The organism is Streptomyces sp. NPDC007808 (assembly GCF_042868655.1).
In the GTDB taxonomy this organism is placed as follows: Bacteria; Actinomycetota; Actinomycetes; order Streptomycetales; family Streptomycetaceae; genus Streptomyces.
The window spans coordinates 477,166-495,456 of the sequence record NZ_JBIAEQ010000009.1 but is presented as its reverse complement, the minus strand read 5'-3'; the positions used below and the strand labels follow the sequence as shown (position 1 = coordinate 495,456).

Annotated in this window: 18 protein-coding genes and 1 rRNA gene; 15 read left to right on the top strand and 4 right to left on the bottom strand. The window is 70.5% G+C overall.

Annotated features, from left to right (window positions below):
- The 9 genes from rrf to ACFYNL_RS33270 all read left to right on the top strand — a co-directional run.
- Positions 1-82 (top strand): 5S ribosomal RNA (rrf, locus tag ACFYNL_RS33310); the annotation flags it as partial.
- 78 nt (positions 83-160) lie between these two features.
- Complete coding sequence (locus tag ACFYNL_RS33305) at positions 161-829, top strand: HAD family hydrolase (protein ID WP_388810082.1); 669 nt, start codon at positions 161-163, stop codon at positions 827-829.
- Between the two features lie 66 nt (positions 830-895).
- Entirely contained in the window at positions 896-2,128 is a 1,233-nt protein-coding gene (locus ACFYNL_RS33300) for an MFS transporter (RefSeq protein WP_388810079.1), read from the top strand.
- Entirely contained in the window at positions 2,079-3,251 is a 1,173-nt protein-coding gene (locus tag ACFYNL_RS33295; protein ID WP_388810076.1) for an acetoin utilization protein AcuC, read from the top strand. The genes ACFYNL_RS33300 and ACFYNL_RS33295 overlap by 50 nt, the downstream gene beginning before the upstream one ends.
- 129 nt (positions 3,252-3,380) lie before the next feature.
- Entirely contained in the window at positions 3,381-4,196 is an 816-nt protein-coding gene (locus tag ACFYNL_RS33290; protein ID WP_388810074.1) for a phosphatase, read from the top strand.
- Positions 4,197-4,325: 129 nt separating this feature from the next.
- The gene (locus tag ACFYNL_RS33285) at positions 4,326-4,538 is read left to right on the top strand and encodes a helix-turn-helix domain-containing protein (protein WP_004984898.1); all 213 of its coding nucleotides are present in this window, start codon (positions 4,326-4,328) and stop codon (positions 4,536-4,538) included.
- A gap of 156 nt (positions 4,539-4,694) precedes the next feature.
- Positions 4,695-4,793: a 30S ribosomal protein bS22 gene (locus ACFYNL_RS33280; RefSeq protein WP_003948845.1), complete on the top strand. Its 99-nt coding sequence runs from the start codon at positions 4,695-4,697 to the stop codon at positions 4,791-4,793.
- Between the two features lie 258 nt (positions 4,794-5,051).
- Positions 5,052-6,113, top strand: a complete 1,062-nt coding sequence (locus ACFYNL_RS33275; protein WP_388810072.1) for an NAD-dependent epimerase/dehydratase family protein — start codon at positions 5,052-5,054, stop codon at positions 6,111-6,113.
- A gap of 14 nt (positions 6,114-6,127) precedes the next feature.
- Positions 6,128-7,189, top strand: coding sequence for a lysophospholipid acyltransferase family protein (locus ACFYNL_RS33270; protein ID WP_388810070.1), 1,062 nt, complete (start codon positions 6,128-6,130; stop codon positions 7,187-7,189).
- 161 nt (positions 7,190-7,350) lie between these two features.
- Here ACFYNL_RS33270 and ACFYNL_RS33265 read toward each other — a convergent pair whose 3' ends face one another.
- From ACFYNL_RS33265 to ACFYNL_RS33255, 3 genes are all read right to left on the bottom strand, one after another.
- Complete coding sequence (locus ACFYNL_RS33265) at positions 7,351-8,595, bottom strand: DUF5667 domain-containing protein (protein ID WP_388810068.1); 1,245 nt, start codon at positions 8,593-8,595, stop codon at positions 7,351-7,353.
- Between the two features lie 250 nt (positions 8,596-8,845).
- Entirely contained in the window at positions 8,846-9,619 is a 774-nt protein-coding gene (locus ACFYNL_RS33260; RefSeq protein ID WP_388810066.1) for an ECF subfamily RNA polymerase sigma factor, BldN family, read from the bottom strand.
- Between the two features lie 367 nt (positions 9,620-9,986).
- The gene (locus ACFYNL_RS33255; RefSeq protein ID WP_388810064.1) at positions 9,987-10,907 is read right to left on the bottom strand and encodes an HAD family hydrolase; all 921 of its coding nucleotides are present in this window, start codon (positions 10,905-10,907) and stop codon (positions 9,987-9,989) included.
- Positions 10,908-11,070: 163 nt separating this feature from the next.
- On the opposite strand from ACFYNL_RS33255, the gene ACFYNL_RS33250 reads away from it, so the two are divergent.
- The 5 genes from ACFYNL_RS33250 (at position 11,071) to ACFYNL_RS33230 (ending at position 16,835) form a co-directional block, all read left to right on the top strand.
- Positions 11,071-11,358, top strand: a complete 288-nt coding sequence (locus ACFYNL_RS33250; RefSeq protein ID WP_388810062.1) for a glutaredoxin family protein — start codon at positions 11,071-11,073, stop codon at positions 11,356-11,358.
- A 284-nt stretch (positions 11,359-11,642) separates the two neighbouring features.
- The gene (locus tag ACFYNL_RS33245) at positions 11,643-12,404 is read left to right on the top strand and encodes a redox-sensing transcriptional repressor Rex (protein ID WP_019753576.1); all 762 of its coding nucleotides are present in this window, start codon (positions 11,643-11,645) and stop codon (positions 12,402-12,404) included.
- Positions 12,401-14,146, top strand: coding sequence for a glutamyl-tRNA reductase (locus tag ACFYNL_RS33240; RefSeq protein WP_388810060.1), 1,746 nt, complete (start codon positions 12,401-12,403; stop codon positions 14,144-14,146). The genes ACFYNL_RS33245 and ACFYNL_RS33240 overlap by 4 nt, the downstream gene beginning before the upstream one ends.
- Entirely contained in the window at positions 14,143-15,138 is a 996-nt protein-coding gene (hemC, locus tag ACFYNL_RS33235) for a hydroxymethylbilane synthase (protein WP_388810057.1), read from the top strand. The genes ACFYNL_RS33240 and hemC overlap by 4 nt, the downstream gene beginning before the upstream one ends.
- Entirely contained in the window at positions 15,135-16,835 is a 1,701-nt protein-coding gene (locus ACFYNL_RS33230) for a uroporphyrinogen-III synthase (protein WP_388810054.1), read from the top strand. Before hemC ends, ACFYNL_RS33230 begins: the two co-directional genes overlap by 4 nt.
- Before the next feature lie 109 nt (positions 16,836-16,944).
- Here ACFYNL_RS33230 and ACFYNL_RS33225 read toward each other — a convergent pair whose 3' ends face one another.
- Entirely contained in the window at positions 16,945-17,136 is a 192-nt protein-coding gene (locus tag ACFYNL_RS33225) for a hypothetical protein (protein ID WP_388810052.1), read from the bottom strand.
- A gap of 176 nt (positions 17,137-17,312) precedes the next feature.
- On the opposite strand from ACFYNL_RS33225, the gene ACFYNL_RS33220 reads away from it, so the two are divergent.
- Positions 17,313-18,287 carry a LuxR C-terminal-related transcriptional regulator gene (locus tag ACFYNL_RS33220; protein ID WP_388810049.1) on the top strand — a complete coding sequence of 325 codons (975 nt, stop codon included), beginning with the start codon at positions 17,313-17,315 and terminating at the stop codon, positions 18,285-18,287.
- Positions 18,288-18,291: the final 4 nt, after the last annotated feature.

The following is an 18,291-nucleotide window of genomic DNA, read 5'->3' as shown; positions in this document are numbered from 1 at the left end:
CATTCCGAACCCGGAAGCTAAGCCTTACAGCGCCGATGGTACTGCAGGGGGGACCCTGTGGGAGAGTAGGACACCGCCGAACAAATTTTGAGAAAGCCCCCGGCCGGGGATCCCGGCACGGGGGCTTTCTGCGTTTTGCCTACCGCTTAGGCTCGTAGCTATGCGCTATGACCTCGTCATTTTCGACAACGACGGTGTGCTCGTCGACAGTGAGCCGATTTCCAACCGGCTTCTCGCCGCTTATCTCACCGAAGTCGGGCACCCGACGTCGTACGAGGACTCCATTCGGGACTACATGGGCTCGGCGATGCACCGGGTGCATGATCTGGTCAGGGAACGGACGGGGCGGCCGTTGCCCGGGGACTTCGATGATGTCTTCCATGCGCGGGTGTTCGCGGCGTTCGAGCGGGAGTTGAAGCCGGTGGCCGGGGTCGTGGGCGTACTGGAGAAGCTGGCGGGAGACGGGGTGCCGTACTGCGTGGCCTCGTCCGGGAGTCATGAGCGGATCCGGGTGGGGCATCGGACGACCGGGCTCTCGCGGTTCTTCGACGACGGGCGGATCTTCAGCTCACAGGACGTGGGGCGAGGGAAGCCGGCGCCGGATCTGTTCCTGTACGCGGCCGAGCGGATGGGGGTCGCGCCGGAGCGGTGTGTCGTCGTCGAGGACAGTCCGCTCGGGGTGCAGGCGGCGATGGCGGCGGGGATGGATGTGTACGGGTTTGCCGCCATGACGCCTGCCGCGAAGTTGGCGGGGGTCACTCGACTCTTCGCGGACATGGGGGAGTTGGCCGGTCTGCTGGCGTCCGCCGGGGATCACGACAGTCGCTGAAGTTGAGAAGAATTCATCTTTGGCTGGATCTACCCACCGGTACGGCCGGGCCCTACGCTCGCCGCCATGACTGATGTGCTGCGGCGCGGTAGGGCCTCGTTGGCGTTCGGGTTCTTTGCTCAGGGAGTCGCCTTTGCCCTGCTCGTGACGCGGATTCCGGCCATCCAGGACCGGTACGGGGTCTCCGACGCGCTGCTGCCGGCCTTTCTGGCCGCTGTACCGATCCTCGCGGGCGTCGGGAGTGTGGCGACCGAGCGGCTGGTGAAGCGCATACCGCCGAGCCGGTTGCTGCGGTGGTCCCAGCCCGTCGTGCTCCTGGCGCTGCTCGGGGTCGGGGCCGGTGAGCGGATGGTCGAGCTGGGGATCGCGCTCGCCGCGTTCGGGCTGGCCGTGGGTGTGCTCGACGCCTCGATGAACATGCTCGGGGTGAGCCTGCAACGGTCGTACGGGCGCAGCATCATGCTCGGTTTTCATGCGGTGTACAGCCTGGGCGGGATCGTCGGGGCCTCGCTGGCGTGGGCGGGTGCGCACTGGGATCTGGCGCTGGTCGTGTCGTATCTGCCGGTCGTCGTGGTGTTGTTGCCGGCCGCGCTGGTGGGGAGTCGGTGGTACGTCGACGGGGCTGGTGGGGGAGCGGGCAGCGGTGAGGCGGCCGAGGGAAAGGGGCTCGTCGGCTTCGGGGTGCTGTTGCCGCTGTGTCTGGTGATGACCTTCGCGTACATCGGGGACTCGACCGTCTCCAACTGGAGCGCGAAGTACCTGCAGGACGTGCTGGGAAGCTCGGAGCAGTTGGCCACCGTGCCGTACAACGTCTACATGGTCACCACCTTGCTGGGGCGGGCCATCGGGGACTTCGGGGTGCGGCGGCTCGGGGCTGTCGTGGTGGTGCGGATCGGGGCGCTGGTGGCGGCCGTGGGGTTCGCGGTCGTGGCGGGTGCGCCGGGGGCCTGGGTGGGGATGCTGGGATTCACGCTGCTGGGGCTGGGGCTGTGTGTGCTGGTGCCGCAGACGTTCGCGGCGGCGGGGCGGCTCGCTGCCGAGAAGTACGGCCCGGGAGCTTCGGATGCGGCCATTGCCCGGATCAATGTGTTCAATTACGTGGGCTTTTTGATCGGTTCGCCCTTGGTGGGTGCGCTGGGTGATGTCTGGAACTATCGCGGGGCCATGCTGGTGCCGATGGTGTTGGTGCTGGTGACGCTTGTGTACGCCCGCTCGTTCGCCGCTCAACCGGACCGATACGGTGACCTGCATGAGCGGCCGCGCACAGCTGATGTGGGACGAGGCAGTAACGGGCTATGACTTCGGCCGGGACCATCCGATGGACCCGGTCCGGCTCGCCCTGACCAGGAGACTCGTCGACGCCTTCGGGCTGGACAAGGACTTGGACGTCGTGGCGGCGCAGCCGGCCGGGGATTCGACGTTGCGGCTGGTCCATCGGGAGGACTACATCGGGGCCGTGAAGGCGGCCTCGGCGGATCCGCGGGCGGCCGACCAGTCGTACGGGCTCGGGACCCTGGACGATCCCGCCTTCGCCGGGATGCACGAGGTGTCCGCGCTGATCGCCGGGCAGTCGGTGGGAGCGGCGGAGGCAGTCTGGCGCGGTGAGGCGCTGCACGCGGTGAACTTCGCGGGTGGGTTGCACCACGCGATGCCGGGGGGCGCCTCCGGTTTCTGCATCTACAACGACGCCTCGCTGGCCATTGCCCGGCTGTTGGAGCTGGGGGCCGAGCGGGTCGTGTACATCGACGTGGACGTACACCACGGGGACGGGGTGCAGGCGGCGTTCTGGGAGGACCCGCGGGTGCTGACGATCTCGTTGCACGAGCATCCGCGGACGTTGTTCCCGCAGACCGGGTGGCCGGAGGAGACCGGCGGCGAGTCCGCGGAGGGGACGGCTGTGAACGTGGCGTTGCCGGCCGGCACCGGCGACGCGGGGTGGCTGCGGGCGTTCCACGCGGTGGTGCCGGAGCTGATCGCGGACTTCCGGCCGCAGGTGCTGGTGACGCAGCACGGGGCCGACACGCACTTCGAGGATCCGCTCGCGCATCTCGCCGTGTCACTGGACGCGCAGCGGGCGGTGCAGATGGCCTGCCATGATCTGGCGCACGAGTACGCGGGAGGCAGGTGGGTCGCCCTGGGCGGGGGTGGCTACGCGGTGGTGGAGGTCGTGCCGCGGTCGTGGACGCATCTGGTGGCGATCGCGGCGGGGCGGGCGATCGAGCCGGAGACAATGATCCCGGAGGGCTGGCGCCAGGAGGTCTTCGCCCGGACCCGGCAGTTGGGTCCGGCTCGGATGACCGATGGGCGATGGCCTGTGTCATGGGCAGGCTGGGAGGCGGGGTACGACCCTGCCGATCGGTTGGATCAGGCGGTCCTGGCGACACGGAAGGCCGTGTTCCCGTTGCGCGGGCTGCTGGCTTAGCCGGGGCCTGGGAGCGGGCGGAGTGGGCTGTGCGCCGGCGGGGACCGTCGGAGGCGGTCGCTAGTCCGACTGTGCGGTGTTTTCTCGTTCCCGCCCGTTCTGATCGCCCCATCCGTCACCATCGCTCACGTGTTGAGTACCGGAGCTCTCCGTGCCCATCTCCTGGCCGCTCGGCTTGCCGGGAGCGTGACCACCACCCGGGAGGAGAGCCTTCGGAGCTATCGGCTCTTCGCCGCTCGGGATCCGCGGGTGCTCCTCGGGCTCGATCCTGAGGGAGGTTGGGGTCAGCGGGATCTCGTTGCGTTGATGGCGGAGAAGTGTGGGGTTTCAGCCGATCTGAGGTGTGTTTCCGGTCAGGATGTGATTGATCCGAGGCGGACTTTGACCGGTCTCGACGCCTTTGCCGAGCGGGTCGGTGCTGTCGCCCAGCGCGGGGCGCCGGTGCTGCTCGGTACCGGGCACCCGCATCAGTTGCTCGGGTTCTACGCCGCCTTGGCGGACGCTCTGTCGGCGGCGGGATGTGCCGTTCTCACCCCTGCGCAGGGTCGCCGTGTCGACATAACGACCCGGTTCGGCCTACGTACGTACAACCTTGATTACGTACGAGGAGTCGCGCTGGTGCGGGAACCCGGCGCCTTACGCCCCGGTTGTGAGCCCGGCGCACACACCCATTCACCGCTGCCGGTTCGTACCGCGCTGGCCGCCGCGGCGGAGGCCGGCGGGCCGCTGCCGGAGCTGGTGATCGGGGACCACGGCTGGGTCTGCGGGGCAGGTCAGCTCGGGTTTGAGGCCATTGGTCTCGCCGATACGAATGACCCCGCCCTCTTCGTGGGTCAGGCCGAGGGGGTGGTGTCCGTCGTCGTTCCACTTGATGACGCTGTGCGGTCTGATTACTACCGGCCGCTTACCCGCTACGTACTCAATCGAGCGTGTCTGTCCCAGTAGGCCGCCGATGGGTGCACCTCTTCCCCACTCGCATCACTGGCCCCTACATTGGGGAGTGAGCACGCAGCGACGAAGAGTCACCGGAAGGGGAAGCCGGTGGCCGTCGAGTGCGGAAGGTTCAGGTGTGTCATGGCTGCAGCTGGCGAGAGGCCTCTGAACGAGGTTCAGTTCCTTACCGTGGCGGAAGTCGCCTCGGTGATGCGAGTGTCGAAGATGACCGTGTACCGGTTGGTGCACAGCGGTCATCTGCCCGCGATCCGGGTGGGGCGGTCCTTCCGCGTCCCCGAGCAAGCGGTTCACGAATACCTCCGCGAGAGTTATGTGGGGGTGGAAACCGCCTGACGGCAGTGGCGAGGGGGGATCCTCAGGGCTGTTCAGGATTCCCCCGAGCCACCTCGATTACGACCTCAGCGCTCGGGCGGGTAGGCTAGCCCCTCGTAGGTCGTGTGGGCCCATGGCGCCCAAACACCGAGTGATGAGAAGTGAGCGAGGGTAGTCGTGGGCTCTGTTATCAAGAAGCGGCGCAAGCGGATGGCCAAGAAGAAGCACCGCAAGCTGCTCAAGCGCACGCGCGTTCAGCGTCGCAACAAGAAGTAAGCGGCGCCGCGAGAAGCGGCGGCGTCTTCTGTGGCCCCCCACCGCACCGGTGGGGGGCCACACGCATATCGAGCGCGCGTGCGGTCGGCCGGACCGTGTGCGTAGGCCCGGACGACGGCTTGGGCTGTCCGGTCGTACGCAGGGAAATCTCGTCACTTCACGCAGTGGGCGGTCATCACAGCGCAACGCCGAACCGCTAAGTTGGCCGCACACGGGGAACTCGGCAGGGGTACGAGTGCTGGAAGGAAGGCGCTGATCTTGGGCAAGGTCGTGCTCGTGACCGGAGTGGCCCGTCAACTGGGGGGCCGGTTCGTACGACGGATCCAGCGTGACCCCCAGGTGGACCGGGTGGTCGCCGTGGACGCGGTGCCGCCCGAGCACCACCTGGGCGGTGCCGACTTCATCCAGGCCGACATCCGGCAGCCCACCATCGCGCGGGTGCTGGCCGAAAGCGGCGCGGACACGGTCGTCCACATGGACGTGACCGGGATGGCGCTCGGCAGCGGCAGCCGGACCACGGTCAAGGAGACCAACGTCATCGGGACGATGCAGCTGCTCGGCGCCTGCCAGAAGTCCCCCACCGTCAAGCGGCTCGTGGTCAAGTCCAGTACGAACGTGTACGGGTCCGCGCCCCGCGACCCGGCCGTCTTCACCGAGACCACCCCGCCCAAGTCCCTGCCGAGCGGCGGCTTCGCCAAGGACGCCGTGGAGGTCGAGGGCTATGTGCGCGGCTTCGCGCGGCGGCGGCCCGACGTCGCCGTGTGCGTGCTGCGGTTCGCCAACATCCTCGGGCCGTCCGCGGACACCCCCCTGGCGTCGTACTTCTCGCTGCCGGTCCTGCCGACCGTGTTCGGCTACGACCCACGGCTGCAGTTCGTGCACGAGGACGACGTGATCGAGGTGCTGCGCATCGGCTCCCACGAGCCGGTGCGGGGCACGCTCAACAGCGGCACCTTCAACATCGCCGGCGACGGCGTCCTGCTGCTCTCGCAGTGCTCCCGGCGGCTGGGCCGGCCCACCGTGCCGCTGCTGCTTCCCGCGGTCACCTGGGCGGGGTCCCTGGTGCGTACGCTGGGAATGTCGGACTTCTCACCCGAGCAGATCCGGCTGCTCACCCATGGCCGGGTCGTGGCGACGGACCAGATGCGAGAGACGCTCGGATTCAAGCCGAAGTTCACGACGGCGGAGACCTTCGCGGAGTTCGCACGCAGCCGCGGAGCGGGTCTGCTGCCGCCGGAGGCCCTTGCGGGGGCCGTCGACCGGATCGCCGCGCTGCCCGTGCTGGGCGGCGGCCACCCCCCGACGCAGAGCGCCAACTGAGGAGCGCATCAACGATGGCGGACGCCAAGGTCATTCCGTTCGACGACGACCGGTCCCGCGGGAGCGCCGCGCAGCGGCCGCAGCGGCGCCGGAGCGCGGGGAACCGGCGCAAGAGTGGTGAATCCGCGCTGGTGCGGGAGGTCCAGCCCCTCCCGGGACGGCCCTTCGCGCAGGATGATGTTCCTGTGACACGTGAGGAACAGTCGGTCCCCGCGACGCCCCAGGACGACGAGGGCGGCGGCCTGGAGCGGCGTATCGCGAGCGGCCTGGCCTTCCTGCGCCGCCGCCTCACCGGGGACTACGAGGTCGACGACTTCGGATACGACGAGGAGCTCACCGACCAGGTTCTGATGTCCCTGCTGCGCCCGGTGTACGAGAAGTACTTCCGGGTCGAGGTGAAGGGCGTCGAGAACATCCCGAGCGAGGGTGGCGCGCTGATCGTCGCCAACCACTCCGGGACACTGCCGTTGGACGGCCTGATGATGCAGGTCGCGGTGCACGATCACCATCCCGCGGGTCGGCATCTGCGTCTGCTCGCCGCCGACCTGGTCTTCATGCTGCCGGTGGTCAACGAACTCGCCCGCAAGCTGGGCCACACCCTGGCCTGCGGCGAGGACGCCGAGCGGCTGCTGGGGCAGGGCGAGTTGGTCGGCGTGATGCCGGAGGGATTCAAGGGCATCGGAAAGCCCTTCAGCGAGCGGTACAAGCTCCAGCGCTTCGGCCGGGGTGGCTTCGTCTCGACGGCGCTGCGGCAGCGCACGCCCATCATTCCCTGCTCGATCGTCGGGGCCGAGGAGATCTACCCGATGATCGGCAACGCGAAGACGCTGGCCCGGCTGCTGGGCTTTCCGTACTTCCCGCTGACGCCGACCTTCCCGTGGCTGGGCCCGCTCGGCGCGATCCCGCTGCCGACGAAGTGGACGATCCAGTTCGGCGAACCGATCCCCACGGACGGCTACCCGCCGGAGGCGGCCGAGGACCCGATGCTGATGTTCAACCTGACGGACCAGGTCAGGGAGCAGATCCAGCACACGCTGTACAAGTTGCTGGTACAGCGGCGGTCGGTCTTCTTCTGACGGTCTAGACGGCTGCACGGTCGGGGCGGCTGCCCGGTCGGCACGGGTGCCCGGTCGGCACGGGTGCCCGGTCGCGGCGACTGGATCCTGGTACGGCGATGGGGGCGCCCCCCATGAGAAGGGGCGCCCCCATCGCCGTACGGCCGGCTGTTCCGCCAGGGCTAGTTCGCGTCCTCGCCCTCGATGCCGAGGCCCGGCAGGAGGCCGGGGAGCAGGGGCGGCAGGGTGACCGCGGGTTCGCTGCTCGGGGTGGCCGTGGACGGTGAGGTGCCGGTGCTGCTGGTGTCCTTCGGCGGGTCGAGCAGACCGCCGGTGCTGCCGCCGAGCAGGCCCTCGCTCTCGCTGCCGGAGCCTTCGGCCGACTTGCTCGGGCTGCTGGAGTGGCTGCCGCCGGTGGAGCCGCTGCCGGTGCTGGGGCGGGCCGAGCGGTCGGAGCCGGACGTGCCGGTCGACGCCGATCCGGAACCGCCGCGCCGCTTGCCGTCGCCGTCCCGTGCCGGAGGCTGCGGGAGGAGGGACTGGAGCGGGGCGACCTCTTCGTCTATGGCGTCGAACACCGACGACACCCTGTCGCTGACGTCTCCGAGCTGAAGGGGAAGCCGCTCACGGAGACTGCCCCATGCCGCGCGGTGCGAGCGCGAGAAGGTGGAGAGGGCCTGGATGGGGCCCAGGGACTTCGGGTCGCGCTGGTACGCCTCGCGCAGCAGGCGATGCCCTTCCGAGGCGTCGTGCTGCATGCCGGACAGGGCTCGGCGGATCGCGGTGAGCGACTCGTGGTCGAGCTCTCCGCCGCGGCGGCGTTCCATCAGTCGCCGGGCTTCGCTCAGCCGGGTGGAGGCCTGGTCGAGGTAGCTTCGTCCGCGCTCGTCGTCGCCGTCGGCCAGGACGTTGAGCTTGAAGTCCTCGATGCCCCGCTTGAGGCCGTAGAGGGAGTCGCCGGGCAGCGCGTCGGAACTCGCCGCTGCGACCCCGCCGAAGGCTCCCGCCGCGACTCCGACGCTCAGCCCGCCCGCGGTGAGGCCCTTGGCGAGCCGCGAGCGTGGCTTCAACTTCCCCAGTGGGGAAGCCCGGTGAGCTCCTCGCGCCCGGTCGGAACGCTGCCCGGGCAGCGCCGGGCCCGCTTCGCCCGCCGCGGTGCCCTCCTGCAGCATGGCCTCCATCGCGGCCACGAGCTGGGCCCGCTGGACGACCTTGACCTCGGGGTCGAGCACGGGCTTCGGCAGTTCGCCGAGGCCTTCGGTGAGGGCCAACAGACGACTCTGCTCGGACTGTTCCGCAGCAGCCGGTGCCGGTGCCGATCCATCGGGCTGCTCGGCCTGCTCGGCCGCCGGGCCCCGGTCGGTCAGCTCCTCCAGGGCCTGGGCGAAGGCGTTCGCCCGCCGGTGTGCCGATACGTTCGCGATCACTGGCGGCACCTCCTCTCGTGATGACGGTCGACTCCCCAGGGGGTCCTGAGGGTTGCACGCCCTGACCACATGAACACGATCGAGTGATCGAAGTCGGCCAGGGAGTGACCACAGGGAGCCTGCATCCCGCACAACGAGCGGCGCGGCACTTCGGTTACGGACGGAGGATGAACGGACCGCCAAGTCAACGGACTTTCACCGACCGTGAGTTGAAGTTGCACAGAGTAGGGGAAGGGTGGGGGTGACGCGCTCAGCGCGCGTCGTCGGGCAGCAGCCGGGCGAGCGTACGGACGGCCCGGTACTGGAGGGTCTTGATGGCGCCCTCGTTCTTGCCCATGACACGGGCGGTCTCGGCGACGGAGAGGCCCTGGAGGAAGCGGAGCGTGACGCACTCCTGCTGCTGAGGGTTGAGCCGGCGTACGGCGTCGAGGAGGGCGGCGTTGGAGAGTGATTCGAGGACGGAGTCCTCGGGCGAGCGCTCGACCTCGTTGGCGTCGAGCATCTCGCCGGTGGTCACCTCCAGCCGGAAGCGACTGGACTTGAAGTGGTCGGCGACGAGGTTGCGGGCGATGGTGACGAGCCAGGCGCCGAAGTCCCGGCCCTGCCAGGTGAAGGTGCCGATGCGTCGCAGGGCCCGCAGAAAGGTCTCGCTCGTGAGGTCCTCGGCGGTGGCCTTCCCTCCGACGCGGTAGTAGATGTAGCGGTAGACGGTGTCGCTGTACTGGTCGTAGAGCCGGCCGAAGGCATCGGCCTCGCCGGCCTGTGCGCGTTCGACGAGATCCATCATGCGAGCGCTGTCGCTGTCCGCGGCAGGCCGCCGAGCGGTGGCAGCGCCGGCTGAGCGCCCCCGTCTGCTCACGGCGGCGCCGCCGTCGGCGAGCGCGTAGCACGGGCCTACGGGCGCGGTGGTTACGGCGAGGGCGGGGACGGCGTACGCGGTGGGGACGAAGCCGCGCAACAGGTCTTGGACCGATGCGCGCAGCGTAGCCAGGCCCGAGGCGTCAACCCCGACGTGTGGGTACACGGGACTCCCAGAGGCAGAGCTTCCATCACGTGCAGTGCGGGACCGTTCACCCGTCGTAGCGACGGAGGGGTACCGGATTGCGTCTGAGGAGAATAACGCTTCGTGCAGGCACTGCTACGCCCAGTTGCTCAAATCACCGATTGCGTCTCTTCTGTAACCGATTGACGGTCGATCAAGTGCCGGAGAGTGATCGGTTGTTGATCGAATGCGTCCGGGTTCGGGCTGACTCCGGGGCGTGTTGTGGCCGTGTGCAGCCAAGGGGACTGGACACGGGCTTACCGGGGTAGGGGATGCGGATCGGCCGTTCGGCCGGGCGTGGTCAACTCGCCGTCCGGGCCACGCCCCCGGACGGCTGAGGGTCCGACCGTCATCGCCGTCGGCGGTGCAGGGCGATGGCAGCGGCCGTGCCGCCCGCCACCGCGCCCACCCCGGCGGCCGCCGGGATGCCGACCTTCGCCGCCTTGCGGCCCGTGCGGTAGTCACGCAGGCGCCAGTCCAGGCGGCGGGCGTGCTTGCGGAGCTTGGTGTCGGGGTTGATGGCGTAGGGGTGGCCGACCAGCGACAGCATCGGGATGTCGTTGTGGGAGTCGCTGTAGGCCGCGCAGCGGGCGAGGTCCAGGCCCTCCGCGGCGGCCAGGGCGCGGACCGCCTCGGCCTTCGCCGGGCCGTGCAGCGGTTCGCCGACCAGCTTGCCCGTGTAGACGCCGTCCACCGACTCCGCCACCGTGCCGAGCGCACCGGTCAGTCCGAGGCGGCGGGCGATCACCTGGGCGATCTCCACCGGGGCCGCCGTCACCAGCCACACCTTCTGGCCGGCGTCCAGGTGCGCCTGGGCGAGGGCGCGTGTCCCGGGCCAGATGCGCTCGGCCATGTACTCGTCGTAGATCTCCTCGCCGATCGACATCAGTTCGGAGACCCGGTGGCCCTTGACGATCGAGAGGGCGGAGTCCCGTGCGTCCTGCATGTGCTCGGGGTCCTCGACCCCGGCGAGCCGGAACCACGCCTGTTGCCAGGCGAACCTGGCGAGGTCGCGCGTCTCGAAGAACTTCCGCTTGTACAGGCCCCGCCCGAAGTGGAAGAGGGCGGCGCCCTGCATCACGGTGTTGTCGAGGTCGAAGAAGGCGGCGGCCTTCGTGTCGCCGAGGACCGGGAACTCCGGTTCCCGGTCGGTGACCTCCGTCGTCTCCTGCGACGACTTGCGCGCTGCCTCCGCAGAGGCCTCGCCTGCCAACACGCTCCGCGCCGTGGCGGAACGCCTACGGGGAGTGAGCCATCCGAGAGCGGCCATGACCGTGAGCATAGCCAGTTTGTTCGGAGCTGCTGGACCGCGCAGGTTCGGAGATTGTGAACTCTCGGCGACCGTGTCGCCGAAGGAACGGACGCCACCGGCGGCGAGCGCAGGGTTCGGCGGTGGCTTCGTGGAACCTCGGCGTCGGGCGTGCCGCGGGAGAATGGCTGACATGAGCCCCTTCTTCCGTCGCGGCGCGGCCAGGACCCCCCAGGACCGGCTGGTCACGCTCATCCGCAAGCCCGGCTGTCATCTGTGTGATGACGCACAGATCGTCATCGAGAAGGTGTGCGGTGATCTGGGGGTTCCGTGGGAGCAGAAGGACATCTCCCAGGACCCCCAACTCCACGACCAGTACTGGGAGCAGATCCCCGTCGTCCTGGTCGACGGAGCCCAGCACACCTTCTGGCGCGTGAACGAAGATCGCCTCCGCAAAGCACTGACTGACTAGTCCAACTGCTCGGGAAACTGGCTTAGGATCGACGGCGACTTGGTCTCGGGGGCGGGGATCGTTGAGGAGAGTGTGCGGTTTTGCCCCCAAGAGTTGAGGATCGGTGGTGCGAATGCGCCGGTTCCAGATCAGTGCGCCGGGCGTGCGTGAGCCCGGTCACGTTGGCCGGGCAAATCGGACACCATCTTTGTGCACGCGTTCACAAAGACATAGCCTGCTTTCGACGGGGCGGTCATGTAGGGACGTGTGACCGCCTACAGCCCCGCTCTACCCGCAGGAGCACCGTGGCAACTGGCCGAACTCACCGACCGGCGACCCGCAGCCGAGGGATTCCCGAGGCCACCGTCGCCAGGCTTCCGCTGTACCTGCGCGCCCTGACCGCACTGTCGGAGCGCTCGGTACCCACGGTCTCCTCCGAGGAGCTCGCGGCCGCGGCGGGGGTCAACTCCGCGAAGCTGCGCAAGGACTTCTCGTACCTCGGTTCGTACGGGACCAGGGGCGTCGGCTACGACGTCGAGTATCTCGTCTACCAGATCTCCCGTGAACTGGGGCTCACCCAGGACTGGCCGGTTGTGATCGTCGGTATCGGCAATCTCGGCGCCGCCCTCGCCAACTACGGCGGGTTCGCCTCCCGCGGCTTCCGGGTGGCCGCGCTCATCGACGCCGACCCCGCCATGGCGGGCAAGCCCGTCGCGGGGATCCCCGTGCAGCACTCCGACGACCTGGAGAAGATCATCCAGGACAACGGCGTGTCCATCGGTGTCATCGCCACCCCCGCCGGTGCCGCCCAGGCCGTCTGCGACCGGCTCGTGGCCGCCGGTGTCACCTCCATCCTGAACTTCGCGCCGACCGTGCTGTCCGTCCCGGACGGCGTCGACGTGCGCAAGGTCGACCTCTCGATCGAGCTGCAGATCCTCGCCTTCCACGAGCAGCGCAAGGCCGGTGAGGAGGCCGCCTCCGACGGTGGCGTCCAGACCGCCGCCGCCCGCAGTGACTCCGCCGACCAGGGGCCCGACGGGGACGTACCCGCCGTGATGCCGGCATGAGTCTCCTCGTCGTGGGCCTGAGCCACCGCAGCGCCCCGGTCAGCGTCCTGGAGCGGGCGGCGCTGAGCGCGGACGCCCAGAGCAAGCTGCTGCAGGACACGGTCGCCGCCGAGCCGGCCACCGAAGCCGCCGTGCTGGCCACCTGCAACCGCATCGAGCTGTACGCCGACGTGGACAAGTTCCACGCCGGTGTCGCCGAGCTGTCCACGCTGCTCGCCCAGCACAGCGGGGTGGGGCTCGACGAACTCACGCCTTATCTGTACGTGCACTACGAGGACCGGGCCGTCCACCATCTGTTCTCCGTGGCCTGCGGGCTCGACTCCATGGTCGTCGGCGAGGGGCAGATCCTCGGCCAGATCAAGGACTCGCTCGCCAAGGCGCAGGAGCTGCACAGCGCCGGCCGGCTGCTGAACGACCTGTTCCAGCAGGCCCTGCGCGTGGGCAAGCGCGCCCACTCCGAGACCGGCATCGACCGCGCCGGGCAGTCCCTGGTCACCTTCGGCCTGGAGCAGCTGGCCGTCGGGACCGACGTCACGGCGTGGGCCGGTGGGAAGAAGGCGCTGGTCATCGGAGCCGGGTCGATGTCGTCCCTGGCCGCCGCCACCCTCGCGCGAGCCGGTGTCGCCGAAGTCGTCGTCGCCAACCGCACCTTCGACCGTGCCGAGCGTCTCGCGCAGATCCTCGGCGAGGCCGGTGACACGGACGTGTCCGCCCGCGCGGTACCGATGGAGTCGGTGCCGGTCGAGCTGACACGTGCCGATGTCGTCGTCTCCTGCACCGGCGCGACCGGGCTGGTCCTCACGGCCGCCTCCGTCGCGTCGGCGGTGGAGGGCCGTACCGGTCGGCCGGTCGCCTTCGACGCGGTCGACGGCGGCGCTCGTACGACGGGCAAGGCGCCGGCCGCCAGGGCGCACGCCGACGTCACCGACGTACCCCAGACGCCGCTGCCGCCCACCAGCGTCGGCTCCGACGAGAACTGCCCGCTGGACCTGACCGCCGTGCAGGGAGGATTCTCCGTGCACGGGGAGGCCGCCGTCGCCGGTATGGACGCGGCCACCCTGGAGCAGCACGCGGCCTGGGCGGCGGGCGGCGCGGTCGACCGCCGTGAGGCCGCCCGGCGCAGCCCCGAGACCGATGCCGAGCTGATCACCGCGCTCGCCGCGACCGCGGCCACGGTCGGCCGGATCCCCGAGCGCCGCAAGCCCGAGCCCGTCGTCGAGGCGCCCCGCCCCGCGCCGGTGCTCTCGCTGCTCGACCTCGCCATGCCGCGGGACATCGACGCGGCCGTGCACCGGCTGGCCGGGGTGCGGCTGGTCGACATCGAGTCGCTGGCGGAAGCCTCCGCCGACGCTCCGATGGCGGCCGACGTGGACCAGGTCCGCCGGATCGTCGCCGACGAGGTCGCCGCCTTCGGGGCGGCGCAGCGGGCCGCGCACATCACGCCGACCGTCGTCGCGCTGCGCACGATGGCCGCCGATGTCGTGGCGAGCGAGATCGCCCGCCTCGAAGGGCGGCTGCCCGGCCTGGACGACAAGCACCGCAGTGAGATCACGCAGACCGTGCGCCGGGTGGTCGACAAGCTGCTGCACGCGCCGACCGTCCGGGTCAAGCAGCTCGCGGCCGAGCCCGGCGGCGCCGGATACGCGGACGCGCTGCGGACCCTGTTCGACCTCGACCAGGAGACGGTGGCCTCCGTCTCGCGCGCCGAGGACAGCACCGACAAGAACCGAGGCCCACGATGACTCAGCAGGCACTACGGCTCGGCACCAGGCGCAGCAGGCTCGCCATGGCCCAGTCCGGGCAGGTCGCGCAGGCCGTGCGCCAGGTGACCGGACGGCCCGTCGAGCTCGTCGAGATCACCACGTACGGCGACGTCTCGCGTGAGGCCCTCGCGCAGATCGGCGGCACGGGCGTGTTCGTGACCGCCCTGCGCGACGCGCTCCTTCGGGGCGAGGTCGACTTCGCGGTGCACTCCCTGAAGGACCTGCCCACCACGCAGCCCGAGGAGCTGGCGCTGGCCGCCGTGCCGGTCCGGGAGGATCCCCGGGACGTCATCGTCGCCCGGGACGCGCTGAAGTTCACCGACCTGCCGCGCGGGGCGCGCATCGGTACGGGTTCGCCGCGCCGCATGGCGCAGCTGAACGCGTACGCGCGCGGCCACGGGCTGGACATCGAGACCGTGCCCATCCGCGGGAACGTCGACACGCGGATCCGGTACGTGCACGACGGTGAGCTGGATGCGGTGGTGCTGGCCGCGGCCGGCCTGAACCGCATCGGGCGCATCGACGAAGTGACCGACTTCCTGTCGGTCGACACCGTTTTGCCCGCCCCCGGCCAGGGGGCCCTGGCGATCGAGTGCACCGCGGACGACGCGGACCTGATCGCCGCGCTCGGCGAACTCGACGACCCGTTCACCCGGGTCGCCGTGACCGCCGAGCGATCCCTGCTCGCCGCCCTGGAAGCCGGTTGCAGCGCCCCCGTGGGCGCCTTGGCCGACCTTCCCCCCTTCTCGGCTCCGTTCGAGCGGGGGGTCTCCCAGGCCGACGGGCAGATTGTCAAGGAAATGCGCCTGCGCGGCGTCGTCGGCACGACCGACGGCACCCGCACGGTGCAGCTGTCCACCACCGGTCCCGTACCCGAGACGCACGACCAAGCGCTTGCGCTCGGTCGCGAACTCGCCACCGAGATGCTTGCGCAGGGTGCGGCCGGTCTGATGGGGGAGCGAGCACAGTGAGCCCCACCACTCTTCCCGCCGGCCTTGAACACGGGCACGTCACCTTCCTCGGTGCCGGACCCGGGGATCCGGGACTGCTGACCCTGCGCGCCGTCGAGGCGCTGGCGAACGCGGACGTACTCGTCGCCGAGCACGAGGTGCTCGACGTGGTGCGGACGCACGCTCGGTCATCCGTCGCGGTCGTGCACACGGAGACCGGTGCGTCGCCGGACCGGCTACCGGGCACGCCTCCTCCCCCGACGCTCGTTGACGGCACGTCAAAAAGCGTTGAGGTACCCGCGGTGCGGGATGCGGCACATCTTGTCATGGAGGCCGCACGGGGCGGCAGGCGGGTCGTGCGTGCGGTGTCCGGGGACCCCGGCCTCGACGCGTACGCCGCCGAGGAGATGCTGGCCTGCGCCGCGGCAGGCGTGCCGTTCGAGGTCGTGCCCGGCGTGGCCACGGCTGTCGGCGTGCCCGCGTACGCCGGGGTGCCGCTGCGCGACGCACAGGGCGCCGACGTGCGGTTCGTGGACGCGCGGACGGCCTCGGACCGCTGCTGGACCGAGGTCGGGGCGTCGGACGGGACCGTGGTCGTTTCGACGACGCTGGACGCCGTGGGCGCGGCTGCGGGTGAGCTGGTGTCGGCGGGGCGCAAGCCCGATACGCCGATGACGGTCACGGTCGCGGGTACGACGACACGTCAGCGGACGTGGACCGCGACGCTCGGCACCATCGCCCAGACCCTGAAGCAGGCCAAGGTGCTGCCGTCGCCGGAGGGCGGCCGGCCGGTGATAGCCGTGGTCGGTGAGCGTTCCGCCCCCGCCCAGCGCGACCAGCTGGCGTGGTTCGAGTCCAAGCCGCTGTTCGGCTGGAAGGTGCTCGTGCCGCGGACGAAGGAGCAGGCCGCTTCGCTCTCCGACCAGTTGCGGTCCTACGGTGCCGTGCCGCACGAGGTGCCGACGATCGCCGTCGAGCCGCCGCGCACGCCCCAGCAGATGGAGCGGGCGGTCAAGGGCCTGGTGACGGGCCGCTACGAGTGGATCGCCTTCACCTCGGTGAACGCCGTCAAGGCGGTACGGGAGAAGTTCGAGGAGTACGGGCTCGACGCCCGGGCCTTCGCGGGGATCAAGGTCGCCGCGGTGGGGGAGCAGACGGCCAAGGCGCTGATCGCGTTCGGTGTGAAGCCGGACCTGGTGCCGAGCGGTGAGCAGTCGGCCGCCGGTCTGCTGGAGGACTGGCCGCCGTACGACCCGGTGTTCGACCCGATCGACCGGGTGTTCCTGCCGCGTGCCGACATCGCCACGGAGACGCTGGTCGCCGGGCTGATCGAACTCGGGTGGGAGGTCGACGACGTCACCGCCTACCGGACCGTGCGGGCCTCGCCGCCGCCGGCGGAGACGCGGGAGGCGATCAAGGGCGGTGGCTTCGACGCCGTTCTGTTCACCTCGTCGTCCACCGTGCGCAACCTCGTGGGCATCGCCGGCAAGCCGCACAACGTGACGGTGATCGCCTGTATCGGCCCGGCCACGGCGAAGACCGCCGAGGAGCACGGGCTGCGGGTCGATGTCATGGCTCCCGAACCGAGCGTGCACAAGCTCGCGGAGGCACTGGCCGACTTCGGCATGAAGCGGCGGGCCGCCGCCCTCGCGGCCGGTGACGCGGTGACCCGGCCCAGCGAGCGCAGGCCGGGGGCTCGGCGGCGCCGGGCCACCTGAGCCGGGAGCCGGTCGTGCGCTGAGCGCGATCCGACGTGAGGGGGCCCGCACCCGGTGATCCGGGGGCGGGCCTTCCGCCCGTCTGCGTGCTCTCGCCGCGGTGAGCGGGTCAGCGGGAGGTGCGGGCGTGACCCAGCCGGTAGGCGCCGAGGATCAGGCCGGCCAGGATGACGCCGCCGAGCGGGTAGCGGACGCCGTCGCCCAGGTCGCCGGCGATCACGGCGACTTCGGCGCCCACCAGGACGGCCAGGGCAGCGGCGAGCGGGACGACGGAGTTCGGGCGGCTGGAGTGGTTGCTCATGGCGTTCTCCCCGGTGGTGCGGACGGCTCCTTGAGCAAGGAACTCTGCCGTCCCGCCCACCCGTCGGCGAGATGGAGAACGTGCAGCTTGCTGCAGCCCGCTCCGGCCGCTTCCGGCACGCCCGTGCGCTGTCCCACGGCGGCGGGACCGAGACCACGTGATGCGCAGGGGGACCCATGACACAGCCGACACTTCGGTTCCTCGGGGTGGGCGCCCGCGAGGAGGCCGCCTACCGCCGGCTTCTGCGGGACGGCGTGACGGCCCCCGGCCGGGCCGTCGCCGATGTCCGCGCGCAGACCGCCGACCAGCTCGTCGAGCTCGGGATCGCCACCCGGGCCCACACCGGGGCGCTGCGGCCCGTGCCGCCCGCGCGGGCGGTGGAGCGGCTCATCGAGCGCCGACTCGACCGGCTGAGGGGCGAGTTGGAGGACGCCGCCGAGGCCGAGGGCATCGTGGACTCACTGCGCGCGGAGCGGGAGGCGGCGACCGCGGCGCCGTCCGTGCCGCCCCAGGCGCCGACCGTGCGGCGGATCGAGGGCATGGCGGCCGTACGGGCCGTCATCGACGAACTGACCTTCTTCGCGCGCACCGAGAGCCTCACCACCAACCCCAAGGGCATCATCACGCCCGAGTCCGCGGGCCACTCCCGGCCCGTCGACCTGCGGGTGCTGCGCCGTGGGGTGCGGATGCGCACGCTCATGGCGGCACCCGCGCTGGACGACCCGTCCACGCTGGCGTACCTGCGGGAGCTCGCGGCGAAGGGGGCGGAGATCCGGATCTCGCACCTGCCCCTGGAACGCATGATCATCTGTGACCGGGCGGCGGCCCTCACGCCCATCGATCCGGCCGACACCGCCAAGGGCGCGCTGCTCACCCGCGAACCCGGTCTCGTCGCCACCCTGGTCACCCTCTTCGAGAGGATGTGGGCGACGGCGCAGGAGCTGCCCACCCGGGACGACGAGGCGCCCACCGAGATCGAGCGGCGAATCCTGCGCACCCTGTGCACCGCGGAGAAGGACGAGAGCGGGGCGCGGGAGCTCGGCATCTCCGTGCGGACGTACCGCAAGCACATCGCTTCGCTGATGACCCGCCTGCACGCCGCCAACCGCTTCCAGGCGGCGCTGCTGGCCCGGGAGCGGGGCTGGTGCTGAGGGC

Bases quoted from the DNA above. Each gene is read 5' to 3' on its own strand.
- ACFYNL_RS33305 (WP_388810082.1), top strand. From the start codon at position 161: ATGCGCTATGACCTCGTCATTTTCGACAACGACGGTGTGCTCGTCGAC.
- ACFYNL_RS33300 (WP_388810079.1), top strand. From the start codon at position 896: ATGACTGATGTGCTGCGGCGCGGTAGGGCCTCGTTGGCGTTCGGGTTC.
- ACFYNL_RS33295 (WP_388810076.1), top strand. From the start codon at position 2,079: ATGAGCGGCCGCGCACAGCTGATGTGGGACGAGGCAGTAACGGGCTAT.
- ACFYNL_RS33285 (WP_004984898.1), top strand. From the start codon at position 4,326: ATGGCTGCAGCTGGCGAGAGGCCTCTGAACGAGGTTCAGTTCCTTACC.
- ACFYNL_RS33270 (WP_388810070.1), top strand. From the start codon at position 6,128: ATGGCGGACGCCAAGGTCATTCCGTTCGACGACGACCGGTCCCGCGGG.
- ACFYNL_RS33255 (WP_388810064.1), bottom strand. From the start codon at position 10,907: ATGGCCGCTCTCGGATGGCTCACTCCCCGTAGGCGTTCCGCCACGGCG.
- ACFYNL_RS33250 (WP_388810062.1), top strand. From the start codon at position 11,071: ATGGCTGACATGAGCCCCTTCTTCCGTCGCGGCGCGGCCAGGACCCCC.
- ACFYNL_RS33240 (WP_388810060.1), top strand. From the start codon at position 12,401: ATGAGTCTCCTCGTCGTGGGCCTGAGCCACCGCAGCGCCCCGGTCAGC.
- hemC (WP_388810057.1), top strand. From the start codon at position 14,143: ATGACTCAGCAGGCACTACGGCTCGGCACCAGGCGCAGCAGGCTCGCC.
- ACFYNL_RS33225 (WP_388810052.1), bottom strand. From the start codon at position 17,136: ATGAGCAACCACTCCAGCCGCCCGAACTCCGTCGTCCCGCTCGCCGCT.
- ACFYNL_RS33220 (WP_388810049.1), top strand. From the start codon at position 17,313: ATGACACAGCCGACACTTCGGTTCCTCGGGGTGGGCGCCCGCGAGGAG.